This window comes from Bartonella sp. Raccoon60, assembly GCF_002022585.1.
Taxonomy (GTDB): Bacteria; Pseudomonadota; Alphaproteobacteria; order Rhizobiales; family Rhizobiaceae; genus Bartonella; species Bartonella rochalimae.
This window is the reverse complement of the sequence record NZ_CP019786.1, coordinates 471,438-490,790: the sequence shown is the minus strand read 5'-3', so window position 1 is coordinate 490,790 and position 19,353 is coordinate 471,438. Positions and strand designations below refer to the sequence as shown.

14 protein-coding genes, 3 tRNA genes and 2 pseudogenes are annotated in these 19,353 nt (G+C 37.5%); 2 read left to right on the top strand and 17 right to left on the bottom strand.

What is annotated here, in order from left to right; translation table 11 throughout:
* Positions 1-6 precede the first annotated feature (6 nt).
* The 9 genes and pseudogenes from rplJ to Bra60_RS02145 all read right to left on the bottom strand — a co-directional run bounded on the left by rplJ (position 7) and on the right by Bra60_RS02145 (position 4,808).
* Entirely contained in the window at positions 7-516 is a 510-nt protein-coding gene (rplJ, locus tag Bra60_RS02185) for a 50S ribosomal protein L10 (RefSeq protein WP_078674090.1), read from the bottom strand.
* 359 nt (positions 517-875) lie between these two features.
* Complete coding sequence (gene rplA / locus Bra60_RS02180) at positions 876-1,580, bottom strand: 50S ribosomal protein L1 (protein WP_078673683.1); 705 nt, start codon at positions 1,578-1,580, stop codon at positions 876-878.
* 4 nt (positions 1,581-1,584) lie between these two features.
* Positions 1,585-2,012 (bottom strand): annotated as a pseudogene (rplK, locus tag Bra60_RS02175) (50S ribosomal protein L11).
* Between the two features lie 171 nt (positions 2,013-2,183).
* Positions 2,184-2,714 (bottom strand): transcription termination/antitermination protein NusG, encoded by a 531-nt coding sequence (gene nusG / locus Bra60_RS02170; RefSeq protein WP_035006021.1) that lies wholly within the window; start codon positions 2,712-2,714, stop codon positions 2,184-2,186.
* 20 nt (positions 2,715-2,734) lie between these two features.
* On the bottom strand, positions 2,735-2,947 hold the full coding sequence (gene secE, locus Bra60_RS02165) for a preprotein translocase subunit SecE (RefSeq protein WP_035006022.1): 213 nt from the start codon (positions 2,945-2,947) through the stop codon (positions 2,735-2,737).
* Positions 2,948-3,162: 215 nt separating this feature from the next.
* Positions 3,163-3,235: transfer RNA gene (locus Bra60_RS02160), tRNA-Trp, on the bottom strand.
* A 48-nt stretch (positions 3,236-3,283) separates the two neighbouring features.
* Positions 3,284-4,459 (bottom strand): elongation factor Tu, encoded by a 1,176-nt coding sequence (gene tuf / locus Bra60_RS02155; RefSeq protein ID WP_035006025.1) that lies wholly within the window; start codon positions 4,457-4,459, stop codon positions 3,284-3,286.
* Between the two features lie 168 nt (positions 4,460-4,627).
* A tRNA-Gly gene (locus tag Bra60_RS02150) sits at positions 4,628-4,701 on the bottom strand.
* A 23-nt stretch (positions 4,702-4,724) separates the two neighbouring features.
* A tRNA-Tyr gene (locus Bra60_RS02145) sits at positions 4,725-4,808 on the bottom strand.
* A 220-nt stretch (positions 4,809-5,028) separates the two neighbouring features.
* On the opposite strand from Bra60_RS02145, the gene Bra60_RS02140 reads away from it, so the two are divergent.
* Positions 5,029-5,847: a TrmH family RNA methyltransferase gene (locus tag Bra60_RS02140; RefSeq protein ID WP_078688466.1), complete on the top strand. Its 819-nt coding sequence runs from the start codon at positions 5,029-5,031 to the stop codon at positions 5,845-5,847.
* Positions 5,848-5,881: 34 nt separating this feature from the next.
* Here Bra60_RS02140 and Bra60_RS02135 read toward each other — a convergent pair whose 3' ends face one another.
* Positions 5,882-6,667, bottom strand: coding sequence for an ATP12 family chaperone protein (locus Bra60_RS02135; protein WP_078688465.1), 786 nt, complete (start codon positions 6,665-6,667; stop codon positions 5,882-5,884).
* Positions 6,668-7,509: 842 nt separating this feature from the next.
* Positions 7,510-8,492: pseudogene (locus tag Bra60_RS02130) on the bottom strand (RluA family pseudouridine synthase).
* Between the two features lie 200 nt (positions 8,493-8,692).
* Between Bra60_RS02130 and Bra60_RS02125 the strand changes: the two are divergent.
* The gene (locus tag Bra60_RS02125) at positions 8,693-10,480 is read left to right on the top strand and encodes a glucan ABC transporter ATP-binding protein/ permease (RefSeq protein ID WP_078688463.1); all 1,788 of its coding nucleotides are present in this window, start codon (positions 8,693-8,695) and stop codon (positions 10,478-10,480) included.
* A gap of 94 nt (positions 10,481-10,574) precedes the next feature.
* Here the strand turns inward: Bra60_RS02125 and alaS are convergent, their stop codons facing one another.
* From alaS to Bra60_RS02095, 6 genes are all read right to left on the bottom strand, one after another.
* Complete coding sequence (alaS, locus tag Bra60_RS02120) at positions 10,575-13,238, bottom strand: alanine--tRNA ligase (protein ID WP_078698038.1); 2,664 nt, start codon at positions 13,236-13,238, stop codon at positions 10,575-10,577.
* Between the two features lie 204 nt (positions 13,239-13,442).
* Positions 13,443-14,486: a recombinase RecA gene (gene recA, locus Bra60_RS02115; RefSeq protein ID WP_078688461.1), complete on the bottom strand. Its 1,044-nt coding sequence runs from the start codon at positions 14,484-14,486 to the stop codon at positions 13,443-13,445.
* 372 nt (positions 14,487-14,858) lie between these two features.
* Positions 14,859-16,178 (bottom strand): replication-associated recombination protein A, encoded by a 1,320-nt coding sequence (locus tag Bra60_RS02110; protein ID WP_078698037.1) that lies wholly within the window; start codon positions 16,176-16,178, stop codon positions 14,859-14,861.
* Between the two features lie 9 nt (positions 16,179-16,187).
* Positions 16,188-17,543, bottom strand: coding sequence for a DegQ family serine endoprotease (locus Bra60_RS02105; RefSeq protein ID WP_078698036.1), 1,356 nt, complete (start codon positions 17,541-17,543; stop codon positions 16,188-16,190).
* Positions 17,544-17,875: 332 nt separating this feature from the next.
* Positions 17,876-18,304, bottom strand: a complete 429-nt coding sequence (gene rplQ, locus Bra60_RS02100; protein WP_035006041.1) for a 50S ribosomal protein L17 — start codon at positions 18,302-18,304, stop codon at positions 17,876-17,878.
* 23 nt (positions 18,305-18,327) lie between these two features.
* Positions 18,328-19,341, bottom strand: a complete 1,014-nt coding sequence (locus Bra60_RS02095; RefSeq protein WP_035006046.1) for a DNA-directed RNA polymerase subunit alpha — start codon at positions 19,339-19,341, stop codon at positions 18,328-18,330.
* Positions 19,342-19,353 lie beyond the last annotated feature (12 nt).

Genomic DNA, 19,353 nt, shown 5'->3' with positions numbered 1-19,353 from the left:
GCTGCTTCATCCTCCTCGAGCATATGCACCAATAACACGCGCAACCTGACCAGCAGGCGCATTAATAACCTGAACAATACGGGTTGCAGGAGTGGAAACCATACCCAAAATTTTTGCCCGCAATTCGTTCAATGAAGGCAATGAAGCCAAAGATTTTATAGCATCAACACTTAAACTTGTTTCACCCATTGAGCCACCAAGGATAACAAATTTATCATTAGCCTTTGCGAAATCAACAGCAACTTTCGATGCTGTAATTGGATCTTCTGAATAAGCAATAAGTGTTTGCCCAGTGAACAGATCCATCATTTCTTCAGATTTTGTGCCCTGAAGAGCGATTTTAGCAAGACGGTTTTTGGCGACTTTAATAGCACCACCTGCTTCACTCATTTTTGAACGAAGATCGTTCATTTGCGAAACAGTCAAACCAGAATAATGTGCAACAACAACAGAACCTGACTCTTGAAAAGTCTTGTTAAGCCATGCAACAAATTTTCCTTTTTCCGCTTTATTCACTGTCTTTCTCCATTTAACAGATCTATTAAAACAAATCTGTTGGTTACCTTTGATAGCATGAAATTCTTCTATGCTAACGATGAGGATCCTGCCCCCTTCTTCACGCATAAACGATCAAAGGCAATCTTGGCTCAAACCTTTTAAGTTTATTAACTTCAAAGTTCTTACCCCAATCTCATGCAGGCCTTTTCTAATTAAGACACCTAAACAAGGTATCACCTACAATCTCGGACAGGACATTCCGGAATTTCTCCCGGTATGACCTGAGCTTAATAAAGCTCAGATAACTGAATGCCAACTAAAACTGATAACTAAAATATAATCTCAGCCATCAGATACACAATAAAACCACAAGTTTTTCATATTGTCTCTGAACGAACTGTTGCAGGATCAACCTTTATTCCAACACCCATGGTTGAAGAAACTGCAACTCGCTTAATATATTCTCCCTTTGCACCTTGTGGCTTAGCTTTATTAACGGCACTAACAAAAGCTCTAATATTTTCCACTATTTTCTCAATTCCCAGAGAAGCCTTACCGATGCCAGCATGCACAATACCAGATTTTTCAACACGAAATTCAACAGCACCACCTTTAGAAGCCTTAACAGCACTAGCAACATCAATCGTTACAGTACCAACTTTTGGATTCGGCATCAAACTCCGTGGACCAAGAATTTTACCAAGACGACCAACAAGAGGCATCATATCTGGTGTCGCAATACACCTATCAAAATTAATTGTTCCACTATTAACAGTTTCAAATAAATCTTCAGCCCCCACAATATCCGCACCAGCAGCTTTAGCCTCTTCGGCTTTAACGCCACGCGCAAAAACAGCAACACGAACATTTCGACCTGTTTCATTAGGCAAATGAGCAACACCCCGAACCATCTGATCTGCATGACGAGGATCAACACCCAAATTCATCGAAATCTCGATTGTTTCATCAAATTTAGCAACAGCGCGTTCTTTGACCATTGAAATAGCATCTGTTAAAGCGTAAAGCTTATTAAAATCAACACCTTCACGAATTTTATGTATTCTCTTTGCTATCTTTACCATAATATTAGCCTAACACCTCTAAGCCCATAGAGCGAGCAGAACCTTCAACCATGCGCATTGCTGCTTCAATATCATTTGCGTTAAGATCTTTCATCTTTGCCTCCGCAATCGAATGAATCTTATCACGAGAAATCGTCCCCACAAACACTTTACCTGGCTCTTTAGAACCACTTTTTAAATTTGCTGCCTTTTTCAAAAAAAAGATACCGGAGGCGTCTTCAATGAAAACGTAAAAGACTTATCTTGGTAGTAAGTAACAACTACTGGAATCGGCGCACCTTTTTCCATTTCCTGCGTAGCTGCATTAAAAGCCTTACAAAACTCCATGATGTTAATACCACGCTGCCCAAGAGCAGGACCAATCGGAGGTGATGGAGTAGCCGCCCCTGCAGGAATCTGTAATTTCAACTGACCTACACTTTTTTTTGCCATAATACCCTGCCTCTAAATTTATACTGGTAAATTGGCTACTTAAATTATGCCAAAAAACCACTGCAGTTTGATAGTCTGGATCATTAAGCTGGCAAAAGCCATAAATCACCTTCTATCTTAATACATTTCTCTATATTTTTAAAGTGATCAAAAAAATCACTTTAAGCCCAATCAAAGCTTTTCAACCTGATCAAACTCTAAATCAACAGGCGTAGGACGCCCAAAAATTAACACCTCAACCTTAAGGCGAGAGCGCTCTTCTTCAACCTCTTGAACGATACCATTAAAAGAAACAAAAGGCCCATCTGCTACTCGAACCTGCTCACCTACTTCAAATGACATAGAAGATTTTGGAGACTCAACCCCTTCCTTAACCTGTTTAAGAATTTGCTCAGCTTCGCGATCAGAAATAGGAACAGGACGCGCATCTGAGCCTAAAAATCCTGTCACTTTAGGAGTATTCTTAATGAGATGATAAACCTCATCTGTCAACTCAGCACAAACAAGAATATAACCAGGAAAGAATTTACGCTCAGAATCGACCTTACGACCACGACGAATTTCAACAACACGCTCAGTCGGAACAAAAATTTTTTTAAATAAATGATCAAGCCCTTTTTGCTTTGCTTCTTTATCAATAGCTTCCGCTACCTTTTTTTCAAAGTTTGAATATGCTTGAACAATATACCAACGAGCAGCCACAGTCACATTTCCTTGCACTATCAACTAAAAAGATACTTTAGAAGATCAATACCCTGCCATACACCAAAATTTACCGTCTGATCCACAACAAAAAAGAAAACTGAAGCCAATGCAGTTACCACCAACACCATAACAGTAGAAATCACCGTTTCACGACGCGAAGGCCATTTTACTTTAGCTGTTTCTGCGCGAACTTGTTTTAAAAAGGTAATAGGATTGATTTTAGATACCATTAATCACACTACATTCTTTCTAATCTTATTGCAAACTATACAATAAAAAACATGACAAAAATGCGAAAAGTTACAACAATCCTTACGCAATCCCATCATCTTTTACTCAATACAGATTCATGTACAAAAAGACAAGCCCTATATAAAAAAAAGAAAATAAACATAACCAATCTGTCTATCCTCTCTCTAACTGTGATTCAAATCACAATCTACGGCAGGGGCAGCAGGACTTGAACCCGCGACCTGCGGTTTTGGAGACCGCCGCTCTACCAACTGAGCTATACCCCTAATCTTTTAGAAAAATATTTTAAATATATCCTAAGTAATTTATCTCACCTATTCAATAATTTTAGATACGATACCGGCCCCAACGGTGCGACCACCTTCTCGGATCGCAAAACGGAGCTTCTCTTCCATTGCGATTGGAACAATCAAAGAAACATCCATTGCAACATTATCACCCGGCATAACCATTTCCGTTCCTTCAGGAAGCGTAACTATACCTGTAACATCGGTCGTACGAAAATAAAATTGAGGACGATAGTTTGTGAAAAACGGTGTGTGACGTCCCCCCTCATCTTTCGTTAAAATATAAGCCTCAGCTTTAAATTTAGTGTGAGGTGTAACAGAACCAGGTTTCGCCAATACTTGACCACGTTCAATCCCCTCACGATCAACTCCACGAAGCAAAGCGCCTATATTATCACCAGCCTGACCTTGATCTAAAAGTTTCCGAAACATTTCAACCCCGGTAACCGTCGTCTTAGATGTAGGACGAATTCCAATAATCTCTATCTCTTCACCAACTTTAATAATGCCACGCTCAACACGACCTGTAACAACCGTACCGCGACCAGAAATAGAAAAAACATCCTCGATAGGCATCAAAAACGGCTGATCAACTGGACGCTCAGGGGTCGGTATATATTTATCAACTTCACTCATCAAAAGACGAACAGAATCTTCACCTATACTCTTATTTGAATCCTCAAGCGCAGCCAAAGCCGAACCCTTAACTATAGGAATATCATCTCCCGGAAAATCATATTTCGATAAAAGCTCACGAACTTCAAGCTCTACAAGCTCTAAAAGCTCGCTATCATCAACCTGATCAACTTTATTGAGAAAAACAACAATCGCTGGAACTCCAACCTGGCGGGCCAACAAAATATGCTCACGCGTTTGAGGCATAGGTCCATCTGCTGCAGAAACAACTAATATGGCACCATCCATTTGGGCCGCTCCTGTAATCATGTTCTTAACATAATCCGCATGACCAGGGCAATCAACGTGAGCATAGTGACGACTCTCCGTTTCATACTCAACGTGCGCAGTAGATATCGTTATACCACGCGCCCGCTCCTCAGGCGCCGCATCAATTTGGTCATACGCTTTAAATTCACCAAAATACTTCGTAATCGCTGCTGTCAATGAAGTCTTCCCATGATCAACATGACCAATCGTACCTATATTAACATGCGGCTTCGTACGTTCAAATTTGCTCTTTGCCATCGCCGTCAATCTCTTGTCTTAAATTAGTTAGTATAAAAAGGTTCTCAGAACCAAATCAAACCGGACTAATACCTCAGTCCGGCATAACAACCATAAAACGAAAATATTCGTCCCTTTATTATGGTGATGGAAAACACCCACCATTTTACTCAATCGCCAGCTTATGTCTGGAGCGGGTAGCGGGAATCGAACCCGCGTATTCAGCTTGGAAGGCTGCTGCTCTACCATTGAGCTATACCCGCACATACCAGCTCTATTTGATGAATGGTGAAGGGGGTTGGATTCGAACCAACGTAGCATACGCAACGGATTTACAGTCCGTCCCCTTTAACCACTCGGGCACCCCTCCATTACATCGGTAGAGCTGGGCGATAAAGCATCACCACAACCAATCTATTTCTACTAAGTTTAGACTGGCTGAAGGTTGGTTATGGCGTTTAGTATTGCATCTGTCAACAAAATAAATATGGTTCTTTACAAATTTTCTATTAAATAATTTAAAATTTTATATTTTTTCTATATACAAATTTCTATATACAAATCCATTATAAACATAATATGAAAAAAATATGCCTAAAGACTCTCATTATGCTCGTCTTCGTCGCCGATATCGTGATACAAAAGGCTCTTTTTTTCAATCTACAACATATGTAAAACAACCACCTATCCCATTACAAAAAGGACAAATTTACCTTTATGGTATTCATCCAGTTCATGCAGCATTGAAGAATCCTAGAAGAATTTTAAGACATCTGTATGCTACACCAAATGCTTTAAAACGTCTTGATATAAACGAATCAAATATAGCGTGTCCTATAACACCATGCTCACCGAAAAAGCTGGAAATGTTTGTAGGAAGGGAAGCAGTTCATCAAGGAATTGTATTAGAAACTGAACCTCTAAAATCACGTTCTTTATCGGAACTGACAAATACCGATCTTATCATTATCATGGATCAAATTACTGATCCACATAACGTTGGTGCTATTATGCGCTCTGCCGTAGCCTTTAAAGCTGGAGCAATCATTACTACTAATCGCCATTCACCACAAGAAAGTGGTGTACTTGCCAAAGCAGCGTCTGGAGCTTTAGAACTCATTGAATACATTACCGTACGCAATCTTTTTAAAGCACTTCAAGAACTTCACCAAATGAACTTTATTAGTTTTGGACTTGATTCAGAAGGTAAATTTCCTTTAGAAACAGCGTTAACAGGGACTAAAATCTCCCTTATTTTAGGAGCAGAAGGTAAAGGCTTACGTCAAAAAACACGGGAAAATGTGTACTCGCTAGCACGCCTTGATCTGCCTGGAGATATTAAGTCATTAAACGTTTCAAATGCTGCAGCAATCGCGCTCTACGCAGTACACAAATACCTTAGACAGTAACTTTATTCTCCTATAGTAAATTGAAATGAGAATTTCATTTTGAGCAAACAGTAATAATTGTAGCTGCTGCATTAAACTCAGACTTTTTATAAGCACGACGTGTTATTGTTTCCTCATCTTCTCCCCATTGTTCCATTGTCCAATCTTCATCTAAATGTGCTATAGCCCAAGCATCATCTGTACAAATCTTCCCCTCAGCTACAGCAAAAGCAATAAGAGCTGATCCTGTCAATGTAGTCATTGCATGAAGCGCAGCTAACGTATAAGGAGATTCTATCTTGCGTAAATAATTGCTCACCGCTTGAATAGACTCAGGTGGTTGTTCAACATGCATAAGACCTTCTACTAAATTAAAATGTGTACCTAATCTTTCTTCTGCCCAATCAAGTAAAAAGTCCCATTTTTCAGATTGTCGTTTCACTAATTCTCTTGGTGTTTGTGCTCGATAAAAAATCATATCACATGCAGCAAAACGCAACAGATCTTCAAAAATAATTTGCATATTATCAATTATACCGTCAATAACAGTATTAACCAAACGCGTAATTGGCATTTTTGCTGGATCAATCACCGCTTTTTGGGCAGTAAATTCTTGTGCTACCAATCCAGCAAGCATTTCTACCGGTAGAAAAAAATCACGTTTTGCAGGTGTCTTTAATAGTTTCCCATCTAGTAAAATAAAAAATTTTCCTTCTTTACAGGTGACGTCTACTTTTTCGTAAAACCGCTTAGGCAATGGCCGACATGATAATTTTTGAGGATGATGAAAAGAATTACCTTCATTCAATAACGTATCAACATCACCTAAAATTTCACGCATTTTTTTCTACCTTTAATATTTTCAACAAGCCTAATAAGGTTTCTAGAATAAAATTTGCAATTAATTATTAGCTACAAAAATACTGTACAACAATTTTAAAACATATCAACTACAGTCATTCCAACAAATACTAAAGTATTATGCCATTTAACTATCAACAATCTTATACTATATCTCTGTATGATAATATCAACATCAGCTCATAAGCTCTTATAATCATTGATTTATAAATCAATATCCTTAATTTTCATGGAACAATAAATGCTAAAGCAATGTCTTATAAAGTAGAAAAGATTCATCCAATATTACTTATAGTAATAATATCACCATCTCATAGGAAAATAAGGAAGAGTTTAATTTAAAAAGCAATGTAATTTCAATCGACAATATAATACTCACAACACCATAATATATCAGTTATAGAAGATGTTTTATAAACATATTGAGTATTTAAACTGCATATTGCTTTTGATGCTTTTGAGTAAGTACCCGCTAGTTTTAATAAGATAGATCATTCATTCAAAAGATAATTTTTAAAAATCCTTCCACACGATCTTTCTTCTGGATTTTTTATTAATTTTTATTTAAGAATCAATATATTAAAAGACTTTTATCTAATATCTTGATATCATTACTGCTTCTAGAGTTCTTAAAGGATTTTCATTTATATGTTAACTATTTTTGTAACACATAAATGATTTTGTATTTGTTTTAAAATGAGATAGGTTGAAATAAGAGAATGTTACTCTATTTTAAACTTTAATTCAAAATAAAGTAATATATTACCTTTATAAATCAATTAGTTATAAATATTAAGGAAAAAAAGTACAGTATTGTTTCTATTATTCTGTATCACCATCGATTTCGTTAAAAGCGAAAAGATTAAAACTTTGCACCATATGAGGTGGTAAAGGTGCAGTAACATCTAATATGCCTCCTGAAGGATGAGGAATACGGATACGACGTGCATGAAGATGAAGCCGACTTTGCATTCCTCCTGGCAAGTCCCAATTACTATCAGAAAAAAATATTTTGAATCGCCAATAATCGGATGATTTATATAAGCAGCATGAACACGTAATTGATGTGTTCTTCCTGTATGGGGTTCCATTTCAAGCCAAGAAAGAGCTTTTCCTCGCGTATCCAAAACACGATAATAAGACACTGCATGATTGGAATCTGGTTGTCTACGTTCACAAACACGCATTTTATCACCTTGTGCAGTTATTTCTCTGACCATCCATGTCGAAATTTTATCCTGCTTTTTTCTAGGCACCCCCCGGACCAATGCCCAATAAGTTTTCTTTGTTTCTCGTGTTCTAAAAGCAGCAGTCAAAGCCTGCGCAGCTCCTCTTGACCGTGCCACAACAAGAACACCAGATGTCTCACGATCAATGCGATGAACCAATCGCGGTTTTTCGCCTTTTTTATTGCGCCATACTTCAAGCATACTATCAACATGACGCGTCAAGCCAGAACCGCCTTGTACCGCTAAACCTGCTGGTTTATTAAAAACAAAAATTTTTGAATCTTCATAAAGAAGCATATCTTTTAAGATTACGTCATCGTCCTGTCCACAAACGATTTTATTGATTACAGGAAAGCTATCCTCTTTATCTATAAGTAAAGGGGGCACACGAATAGATTGCCCCATAACAAGGCGCACATCATTTTTAACACGTCCACCATCAACCCGTATCTGTCCAGAACGTAGAAGTTTTTGTAAATATCCAAACCCAACATCTGGATAGTACATCTTAAACCAACGATCTAAACGCATTCCATTTTCATCTGCTTCAACCTTTTTTATTTTTACGCCCACCATAATAATTCTCTTATCATAAAATTTGTTATTAACATTCTCATCCTACTGTATATAAACACAAAAAATGATTTTATAAATTGACGTTATCACGCTGCGTTACAATCCGTATTCAAAATTGCATTCTCCTACTGCATAAATTTTATTAGTTTCAAAGACCAATCGCTAAGAGAATCTTGAGTGAGAATTGGAGATAATCATCTGTGTCTTTATTTAAAATTTATGCTCGTGTTCTTTCTTATCTCAACAAAGAAAAAAATGCATCCATTTTAATCTGCTCAGCTAATGTTACTTTAGCTATAATTACGATTATAGAACCTATTTTATTTGGACACGTTATTGATGCAATTGCAGATAAATCTGGCATTATTTCGACCCTCATAATGTGGGTAGGCTTTGGTGTTTTTAATATTATTGCTTACGTACTCGTAGCACGTAGTGCTGACCGCTTAGCACATAGACGTCGCTTGACTGTTTTAATAGAATCTTTTGAACGTATCATTGCTATGCCATTAATCTGGCATCAACAACGTGGAACTTCTAATGCTCTTCATACACTACTACGTGCAATAGATTCTATGTCAACCATATGGCTTGACTTTATGCGTCAACATCTCTCAACTCTTGCTGCATTACTTGTTCTCGTGCCAATAGCTTTCAAAATGAATTGGCGTCTTTCAATAGTCTTGCTTGTCCTCGCTATCATCTATGTATTAATTGCACGTTTAGTAATGCAAAAAACAAAAGATGGACAAGCAGCCGTAGAACGCTACCACCATAATCTTTTTAAGCATGTCAGTGACTCAATTTCTAACGTTTCGATTGTACAAAGTTATAATAGAATATTAGAGGAAACCTCCACACTTCATCAACACGCAGCTGATCTTCTTAAAGCCCAAAATCCTGTTTTAAATTGGTGGGCTCTCGCTAGTGGCTTAAATCGAATGGCCTCAACAATTTCAATAGTGTGTGTCCTGATTCTAGGCGCCTTTTTTGTAACAAAAGGCCAAGTGCGAGTAGGAGAAGTTGTTGCTTTTGTTGGATTTGCTCAATTAATGATTAATCGTCTTGATCAAATTAGCAATTTCATCAATTTAGCTATATCTTCACAAGCAAAACTAAAAGATTTTTTTGAAATGGAAGACTCTACTGTTCATATCAATACACCAGAAAATCTTCCTTCTCTTCAAAATGTTAAAGGTGAAATTCAGTTTCATCATGTGTCCTATAAATTTCTTAATTCCTCTCAAGGTGTTTTTGATATTTCATTTAAAGTTAAAGCAGGACAAACCGTTGCGATTGTAGGGCCAACAGGTGCTGGAAAGACAACATTAATCAATTTGTTACAACGCGTATATGATCCTACAATTGGGCACATCAGTATTGATGAAATAGATATACGCACAGTTAATCGTGAATCCTTGCGCAAAGCTTTAGCAACAGTCTTTCAAGATTCTGGTCTTTTCAACCGTAGTATTCGCGATAACATTTCAATAGGCAAAACAACCGCAACAGATGAAGAACTTTATGAAGCTGCAAAGATAGCTGCTGCTCATGACTTTATTCTAGAAAAAAATGATTGTTATGATACATTAGTTGGTGAGCGCGGTTCACAATTATCAGGTGGAGAAAGACAACGATTAGCAATCGCACGTGCTATCTTAAAAAATGCACCCATCCTTATTTTAGATGAAGCAACAAGTGCTCTTGATGTTGAAACAGAAGCTCGTGTTAAAGATGCTATCGATTGTGTAAGTCAAAACCGCACCACTTTTATTATAGCACACCGTCTTTCAACAGTCCGCAATGCTGATCTTATATTATTTTTAGATCATGGCCGTTTAATTGAAAAAGGTAGCTTTCAAGAACTGATTAGCAAAGGCGGTCGCTTCTATAAATTATTACAAACTGGCGGCCTAATGAGTGATCAAGAAACAACGAAAACAGAAAATGAAAACATAGTGCCATTACACAAAGCTATTGCATCATAAAATTTTTGTTTTCTACGCTTTTACACAAAAATTTAATGTAACGATATACAGTTTAAGCTTTCTTAAAAACTGTAACATACAACAAGAATAAAAATTACCCTTTAAGAAAAGCTTTTAATGCCGTAATCGCTTCATCAGCTTTATCTCCTTTAGAACCACCAGCCTGTGCCATATCAGGACGGCCACCACCACCTTGGCCACCAAGAACAGTGGAAACAACACGCACTAAATCAACAGCATTCAACATATTTATTAAATCATCAGTAACCCCAACAACAGCGCTTCCTTTGCCATCTTCCGAAACACTAATAAAAGCAACCACCCCAGATTTAATTTGCTTCTTTCCAGAATCTACCAACGCTTTAAGATCCCGCACCGCAATGTTTCTAAGAACGCCCCCCATAAAAGAAATACCATTAATAATTGTAATGTCCTCTTTTCTACCCTGTAGAGCTCCACCATTCAGCGCAACATTTTTACGTGTATTATTCAACTCTTTTTCAAACTTACGACGATCATCAAGCAAATTCCTTATACGTTCTTCCAAATTAGCAGGAGAAGTTTTTAAAAAACTCGCCATTTCATAAATTCGCTTATCTTGTTGACGTAAATAAAGGCGTGCAGTTGTACCCGTTAAAGCTTCAATACGACGAACTCCAGAAGCTACAGAACTTTCACCAATAATATGAATCAAACCAATATCACCTGTTCTCTGCACGTGCGTGCCCCCACAAAGCTCAATTGACCAATGCCTTGTTAATTCTGTTGGTTCACATCTCTCTCCCATAGAAACAACACGAACTTCATCACCATATTTTTCCCCAAACAATGCCATTGCTCCTCCCAAAATTGCATCATCCAGCGCCATCAAACGGGTTGTGACCTTACTATTTTGCAGCACAATATCATTTGCCAAATCTTCTACTCTTTTTAATTCTTCTGATGAAATTGGCTTTGAGTGAGAAAAATCAAAACGCAACCGACTAGGAGATACTAAAGATCCCTTCTGTGCAATATGCGGTCCTAATATACAACGCAAAGCTTCATGCAATAAATGGGTAGCAGAATGATTAGCACGAATTTTTCTACGACGTTCAGAATCAACGGCCAGTTCCACACAATCAGATATCTGTGCTTGGCCAGATTTTACTTCTCCAATGTGAATAAAAACCCCATCACCCCTTCTCTGGGTATCATGCACTTCAAAAACAAAAGACTCACCAGAAATAACGCCACTATCACCTACCTGCCCACCAGACTCAGCATAAAAAGGTGTTTGATTCACAACAAGCATAGCATCTTGTCCTGAAGAAATATGATCAACAATTTCACCATCACAAACAAGAGCTGTAATAACGCCCTCAGCTTTTTCTGTTTCATAACCTAAAAATTCTGTAGCGCCTACCTTATCACGAATAGAAAACCAAATTGTTTCTGTTATTGATGCGCCAGAACCAGACCAATTGGCGCGATTTTCAGCTTTCTGAAGCTCCATTGCTTTTTCAAAAGCATCAATATCAACAGATATTCCGCGACGGCGAAGGGCATCTTGCGTCAAATCAAGTGGAAAACCATATGTATCATAAAGTTTAAAGGCAACTTCACCGTCCAAATGATCACCTTCTTTAAGATCAATGCTTGCTTCATTTAATAAACTAAGCCCTCGTTCAAGAGTTTTATGAAAACGCGTTTCTTCTAGCTTTAAGATTTCTGAAATTAAGGACTCAGCACGCACTAACTCGGGATAAGCTTGCCCCATTTCGCGTATTAAAACAGGCAAAAGTTTCTCCATTAATGACTCTTTAGCACCAAGAAAATGAGCATGACGCATAGCACGACGCATAATACGACGTAAAACATATCCTCGTCCCTCATTGGAAGGAAGAACACCATCAGAAATCAAAAACGCAGAAGAACGGAGATGATCAGCAATAACACGATGGCTGGCAACAAACTCACCCGTTGCCTTTATACCTGTTATCTCCTGTGAAGCGTGAATTAATTTACAAAAAAGATCAATATCATAATTATCATGAACACCTTGCAAAACAGCTGCGATGCGTTCTAATCCCATACCAGTGTCAATAGAAGGACAAGGTAATTCAGTTCGCTCTTCTTTATTAACTTGCTCATATTGCATAAAAACAAGATTCCAAATTTCAATAAAACGATCACCATCCTCATTAGCACTTCCAGGAGGCCCACCCAAAATTTCATCGCCATGATCATAAAAAATCTCTGAACAAGGACCACATGGACCTGTATCTCCCATCGACCAAAAATTATCATTGGTTGCAATACGGATAATTTTTTCGTTCGGAAGCCCCGAAATTTTACGCCATAATTCAGCTGCAATATTATCAGTATGATAAACTGTAACCAACAATTTATCTTGCGAAAGACAAAACTCTTTGGTTAAAAGATTCCATGCAAAAAAAATGGCTTCTTCTTTAAAATAATCACCAAAAGAAAAATTCCCAAGCATTTCAAAAAAAGTATGATGACGCGCTGTATAACCAACATTATCAAGATCATTATGCTTTCCACCCGCACGAACACATTTTTGCGCTGTTGTTGCTCGTTTATAAGGGTATTGTTCAAGTCCAGTAAAAACGTTTTTAAACTGAACCATTCCTGCATTTGTAAACATCAATGTAGGATCATTGCGTGGAACTAGTGGACTCGAAGAAAGAATTTCATGTCCATTACGACGAAAATGATCCAGAAAAGCTGACCTGATACTATTAACACTATTCATATTTACACCTGTAGAATACAGTAAAAAATCGCAAAACCAAATAACTACCTAATACAGCACTCTTTGCTCGCTTTAGTGCTTTAATCAAGACAAAAATATTCTCTGCAAAAAAATAAAAAGTAAACGATCTTGTACTTCAAAATTCTAACAAATAAAAACAGAACAAACTTTAAATAAAGGAATCCTATTCAAACTAATATTATATCAGATTGTTTCCTCACCCTCTGTACTTTCTACTCCAGAATTTTCTAGCAATTCAATTGCGATTAGACCAGCATTCTGTCGTAAAGCTGTTTCAATCTCAGCCGCCATCTCTGTATGTTCACATAAAAACTGCTTTGCATTTTCACGCCCCTGCCCTAAACGCTGAGAATTATAAGAGAACCATGAACCAGATTTTTCTACAAGACCAACTTTAACACCTAAATCTATTAATTCTCCTAATTTAGAAATGCCCTCACCATAAATAATATCAAACTCAACTTGCTTGAATGGAGGTGCTAACTTATTCTTTACAATTTTAACGCGAGTCTGACTCCCAATAATTGTATCACGATCTTTAATAGCTCCAATGCGACGAATATCCAAACGAACAGAAGCATAAAACTTTAAAGCATTTCCACCTGTTGTTGTTTCAGGAGAACCAAACATCACACCTATTTTCATACGAATTTGATTGATAAAAATAACCATACAGTTAGAGCGAAAAATCGATGCTGTTAATTTTCGTAATGCTTGACTCATCAACCTAGCTTGTAATCCAGGTAAAGAATCGCCCATTTCACCATCAATTTCTGCACGTGGTGTCAAAGCTGCAACTGAATCAACAACCAGTACATCAACAGCACCAGAACGAACAAGTGTTTCTGTAATTTCCAATGCCTGTTCACCAGTATCTGGCTGAGAAATAAAGAGATTTGCTAAATCAACACCAAGTTTACGTGCATAAATAGGATCAAGAGCGTGTTCTGCATCAACAAAAGCACAAACTCCACCATTTTTCTGCGCTTCAGCAATAGAATGAAGAGCTAATGTTGTTTTCCCAGAACTTTCTGGCCCATAAATCTCAATAATGCGCCCTTTTGGTAGTCCACCTACCCCCAAAGCAATATCCAAAGATAACGAACCAGTCGAAACGGTCTCAATTTCAACAACTTGCTCTTTCTGCCCAAGACGCATAATCGAGCCTTTACCAAATGAACGTTCAATCTGTGAAAGAGCAGCCTCTAGAGCTTTTGTTTTATCCACAACTATATCCTTAGTGAGTTATAACAAATTTAATATACAGTATATACTGTTCTCTTCGCCTAATTAAAGCCTCGAATTTGGATGTTCACAGACTATTTCTTTTATTCTTAGTTAGATTCAACGAAATCCAATTCCCTCCACTTAAAAGAAACTACGTTTTCTTCAAGAGATAACATATTAGAGAGAGTCGCTTACACACTAAATTTATATACCGTTAATACCTTTTTCTTTAAATAAATCAAATACCCCCTACTCTATAGAACAGCAGTAAGTTCTTTTAGTTTAATCTGAATCTTAATTAAAATTATAATAATTATGACTAAATACAAAAAAACAATCAAAAATACATTCTCTCTTACTCTCTCTAAAATTTTATTTTTGATTAACTCGTTTTTGTCGTAACTTCTTCCACCAATCAAGACGCTTTATAATTTCCCGCTCAAAACCACGTTCTTGTGGCTGATAATAGATCTGATGCCCAAGTTCTTCAGGAAAATATTCTTGCCCTGAAAACGCATCTTGTTCGTCATGGTCATAACGATAACCATGCCCATATCCCTCTTCTTTCATAAATTTTGTAGGAGCATTAAGAATGTGCTTAGGAGGAGATAAAGAACCGTTTTTGCGAGCACTATGCATTGCCGCTTTATAAGCAAGATAAGTTGCGTTTGATTTTGGTGCAGTTGCAACATAAAGACATGCTTGCACAAGAGCTAACTCTCCTTCAGGTGATCCTAAATAACTATAGGCATCTTTTGCTGCATTACAAATTACAAGAGCTTGTGGATCTGCTAAACCAATATCTTCAATAGCTATGCGAACCAACCTACGCCCAATATATAAAGGATCTTCACCCGTATCAAACATACGTGCAAGATAATACAGTGCAGCATCAGGGTCAGAACCACGAACTGACTTATGCAGTGCTGAAATAAGGTTATAATGACTATCTCGTCCTTTATCATAAATCGGAGTTCGACGCTGAATTATGGCTTGCAGAGTTTCGGCATTAAAAACTTCTTCTGACTGTGCAGCACGCCAAATATCTTCTGCTAATGTTAAAGCTGCTCGTGCATCACCGTCAGATATCCTTATTAAAATTTCTCTCGCATGATCATCTAAAGGCAGTGATCTTCCCTCTACTTTTTCAGCGCGTTTCAAAAGTATGTCCAAACTTGCATTATCATGCGCGCGAAAAGTTAAAACACGTGCACGTGAAAGAAGAGCAGCATTAAGTTCAAATGAAGGATTCTCAGTTGTTGCTCCTACAAGAATTATAGTTCCATCTTCCATAAAAGGTAAAAAACTATCCTGTTGAGAGCGATTAAAGCGGTGAATTTCATCGATAAATAATAATGTCTGACATCCAGACATCAAACGGGCTCGGGCTGCTTCAAAAATTTTCTTTAGTTCCGATATTCCAGTAAAAATAGCAGAAACTTGTTCAAAGGCAAAATTTGTTTCAAGTGCCAACAAACGTGCTACCGTCGTTTTACCTGTGCCTGGTGGTCCCCAGAAAATCATAGAACTAAAAGAGCCAGACGCAACTATGCGCGAAAGAAAGCCCTCCGCTCCAATTAAATGGTTTTGCCCTACCACTTCATGAAGAGAGCGAGGACGCATCTTTTCTGCAAGGGGACGATTTTGATTAACACAAGAATCAAAGGGTAAAGTATAAAAATCTTTATTCAAATAAAACTCTCAATGAATCAATTGACGAATATGTAAACCATTGCGCTCATATTCTATTTCCCAAATATGTGAGTGTTTTTGCATAAGCACTTTTTTTAACTGACTTACAGTTTGAATTTTATGACCATTAACAGTATGCAAAATATCTCCAGGACGAAAAATACCCGCAGCATTACTTCTTTGGTCAACCTCAGTAATTATCACACCTTTCACAGTAACAGGAAGATGAAATCGTCGACTATTGTACCGCGTTAAATCTAATACTTCAGCACCAGAAAGGGGATTTTCTCCCACAATTTTTTCAGATTGTGCAAATGCAGATTCTGGTGTTGATAATACAGTTATTTCTGTTTTAAAAATTTTTCCATCCCGTAAATATTCTAAAACAAGGCTCTGCCCAATCCTAGTTGTCATCAAACGATATCCAAGACTATCTGGACTCTCAATTTGCATTCCTTGCACACTCAAAATAACGTCACCCACTTTCAAACCAGCTTTCTCAGCCGGACTACCTTTGATAATCTCAATAATGAGCGCACCATACGAATGTTCTAAACCCAAACCACTTGCAATATCAGGTGTAATACTTTGAAAAGATGCCCCAATATAAGGGGGCACAAGAAACTTTTCACCACGCTTCACTGTATCAAGCACAACTTTAATAAGATTAACTGGGATAGCAAATCCAATCCCTACAGAACCACCTGAACGTGAATAAATAGCCGTATTAATCCCAATTAATTGACCTTTCATATCAATTAAAGCCCCACCAGAATTACCTGGATTAATAGCAGCATCTGTTTGAATGAAAAAATCAAAATCAGAAATACCTATACGCGTACGTGCTTGTGCTGAAACAATGCCACTTGTAACCGTCTGACCAACACCAAAAGGATTACCAATTGCTAGAACAAGGTCTCCAACTTCCACTGCATCAGAATCTCCCAAAGGGAGAACAGGAAATTGAGCATCTTTTGAATTAATTTCAAGTACTGCAATATCTGTTGTTTCATCCTTTAATATAACTTTACTTTCAAATTCCCGGCCATCAGAAAAAGCAACTTTAATTTCGCTAGCATCCTTAATAACATGGTAACTAGTAACAATCAAACCACGTGCATCAACAATCACCCCAGATCCTAATGATGACTGAGTACGCAAAGATCGCTTACCTTGATAACGACCAAAAAATTGTTCAAAAAATGGATCTCCCTCAAAAGGCGAACGTACTCTAACTTTTCGTGCAGCATAAATATTCACAACGGATGGAACAGTCTTTTTCACTAAAGGAGCAAATGAAAAAGTAATATCTGACTGTTTTTGTGGAATTTGAGCATTCGCATAACAAAACGTTATTTGTGCCATAATCACAAAAAAAGCCCTATTAAAATAGAATATTTCATTATTAGCTCCTTCAAAAACAAAAGCTTACTTCTTAATAAGATAAGAAGACCTCCTTACTTACCTTGAAAATCGGTGATCATCACTAAATAATCAATGATTTAGGCACAAAAAATTTATCCAAACAACAAACAATTAGAAATTAAACAACTCAACGAATAAAGTCACCTCTCTCCTTTTTACATAATAGAAAAAATTAGCTCTACAATTTTAATGAAAAAACGCCCTTAAAATTTAATAAAAAAACCGCCTTTAAAAGACGGTTTTTAAAAAGCTAATAAGAAAAATTGCTCCTTTTATGAAGCAGCTTCTTCTTTAACAGCTGTTGTTTCCATACGTGCACGATCAACAGCACCTTTTGCGTCAACATCGCGATCAACAAACTCAATAACAGCCATAGGAGCATTATCACCGGTACGAAAACCTGCTTTCATAATACGCAAATAACCACCTTTACGTGATGCATAACGTACCGCTAACGTATCAAACAATTTCGCAACATGCTTCGCATCACGAAGAGCTGAAATCGCTTGCCGACGCGCATGCAAATCTCCACGCTTACCAAGCGTAACTAATTTTTCAACGACAGGACGAATTTCTTTAGCCTTTGGAAGCGTCGTCATAATCTGCTCATGCTCAATAAGCGAAGCCGCCATATTTGCAAACATTGCTTTACGATGACTAGCAGTCCGGTTCAGCCTACGACCTGATTTACTGTGGCGCATAAGCCTTCTCCTTCAATGTTAATTTAATACTGATCTTCATAACGTTTCGCAAGATCATCAATGTTATCAGGAGGCCACGCAGGAATTTCCATCCCAAGATGGAGTCCCATACATGCGAGAACTTCCTTAATTTCATTCAATGATTTCCGTCCAAAATTTGGTGTCCGAAGCATTTCAGCTTCTGTTTTTTGTATAAGATCACCAATATAAACAATATTATCATTTTTAAGACAATTTGCTGAACGCACTGAAAGTTCTAATTCATCTACCTTTTTGAGCAAGGCTGGATTAAAGGAAAGTTCAGAATCCGGCTCTTCCACCAATTCTTTTTGTGGTTCTTCAAAGTTAACAAATACCAACAATTGATCTTGAAGAATACGAGCTGCAAAAGCAATCGCATCTTCACCATTAACAGCACCATTCGTTTCGATTGTTAATGTCAATTTATCATAATCTAGAATCTGTCCTTCACGTGTATTCTCTACTTTATAGGATACTTTACGAACTGGCGAATAAAGGCTATCAACAGGAATAAGTCCTATTGGTGCATCATCAATACAATTTCTCTCCGATGGAACATAACCCTTTCCTGTATTGACAATAAGTTCCATACGAACTTCTGCGTCCTCATCCAATGTGCAAATCACATGCTCCGGATTAAGAATTGCCATATCTCCAACTGTTTGTATATCTCCAGCTTTAACCACTCCGGGTCCCTCTTTACAGAGAATAACCCGCTTAGGCCCCTCCTCTTCCATACGTATAGCAATCTCTTTGATATTTAAAATAATATCTGTAACATCTTCACGAACACCCGGAATTGACGAGAATTCATGTAAAATACTATCAATTTGTACAGCAGTAACTGCAGCACCACGAAGTGATGATAACAACACACGACGCAATGCATTTCCTAATGTCAAACCGAAACCACGCTCAAGAGGTTCTGCAACCACACTTACAATATTCGGATCATTATGCGCGTGAAACTCAACTTTACTGGGTTTAATTAATTCCTGCCAGTTTTTCTGGATCATATTTTTATTCCT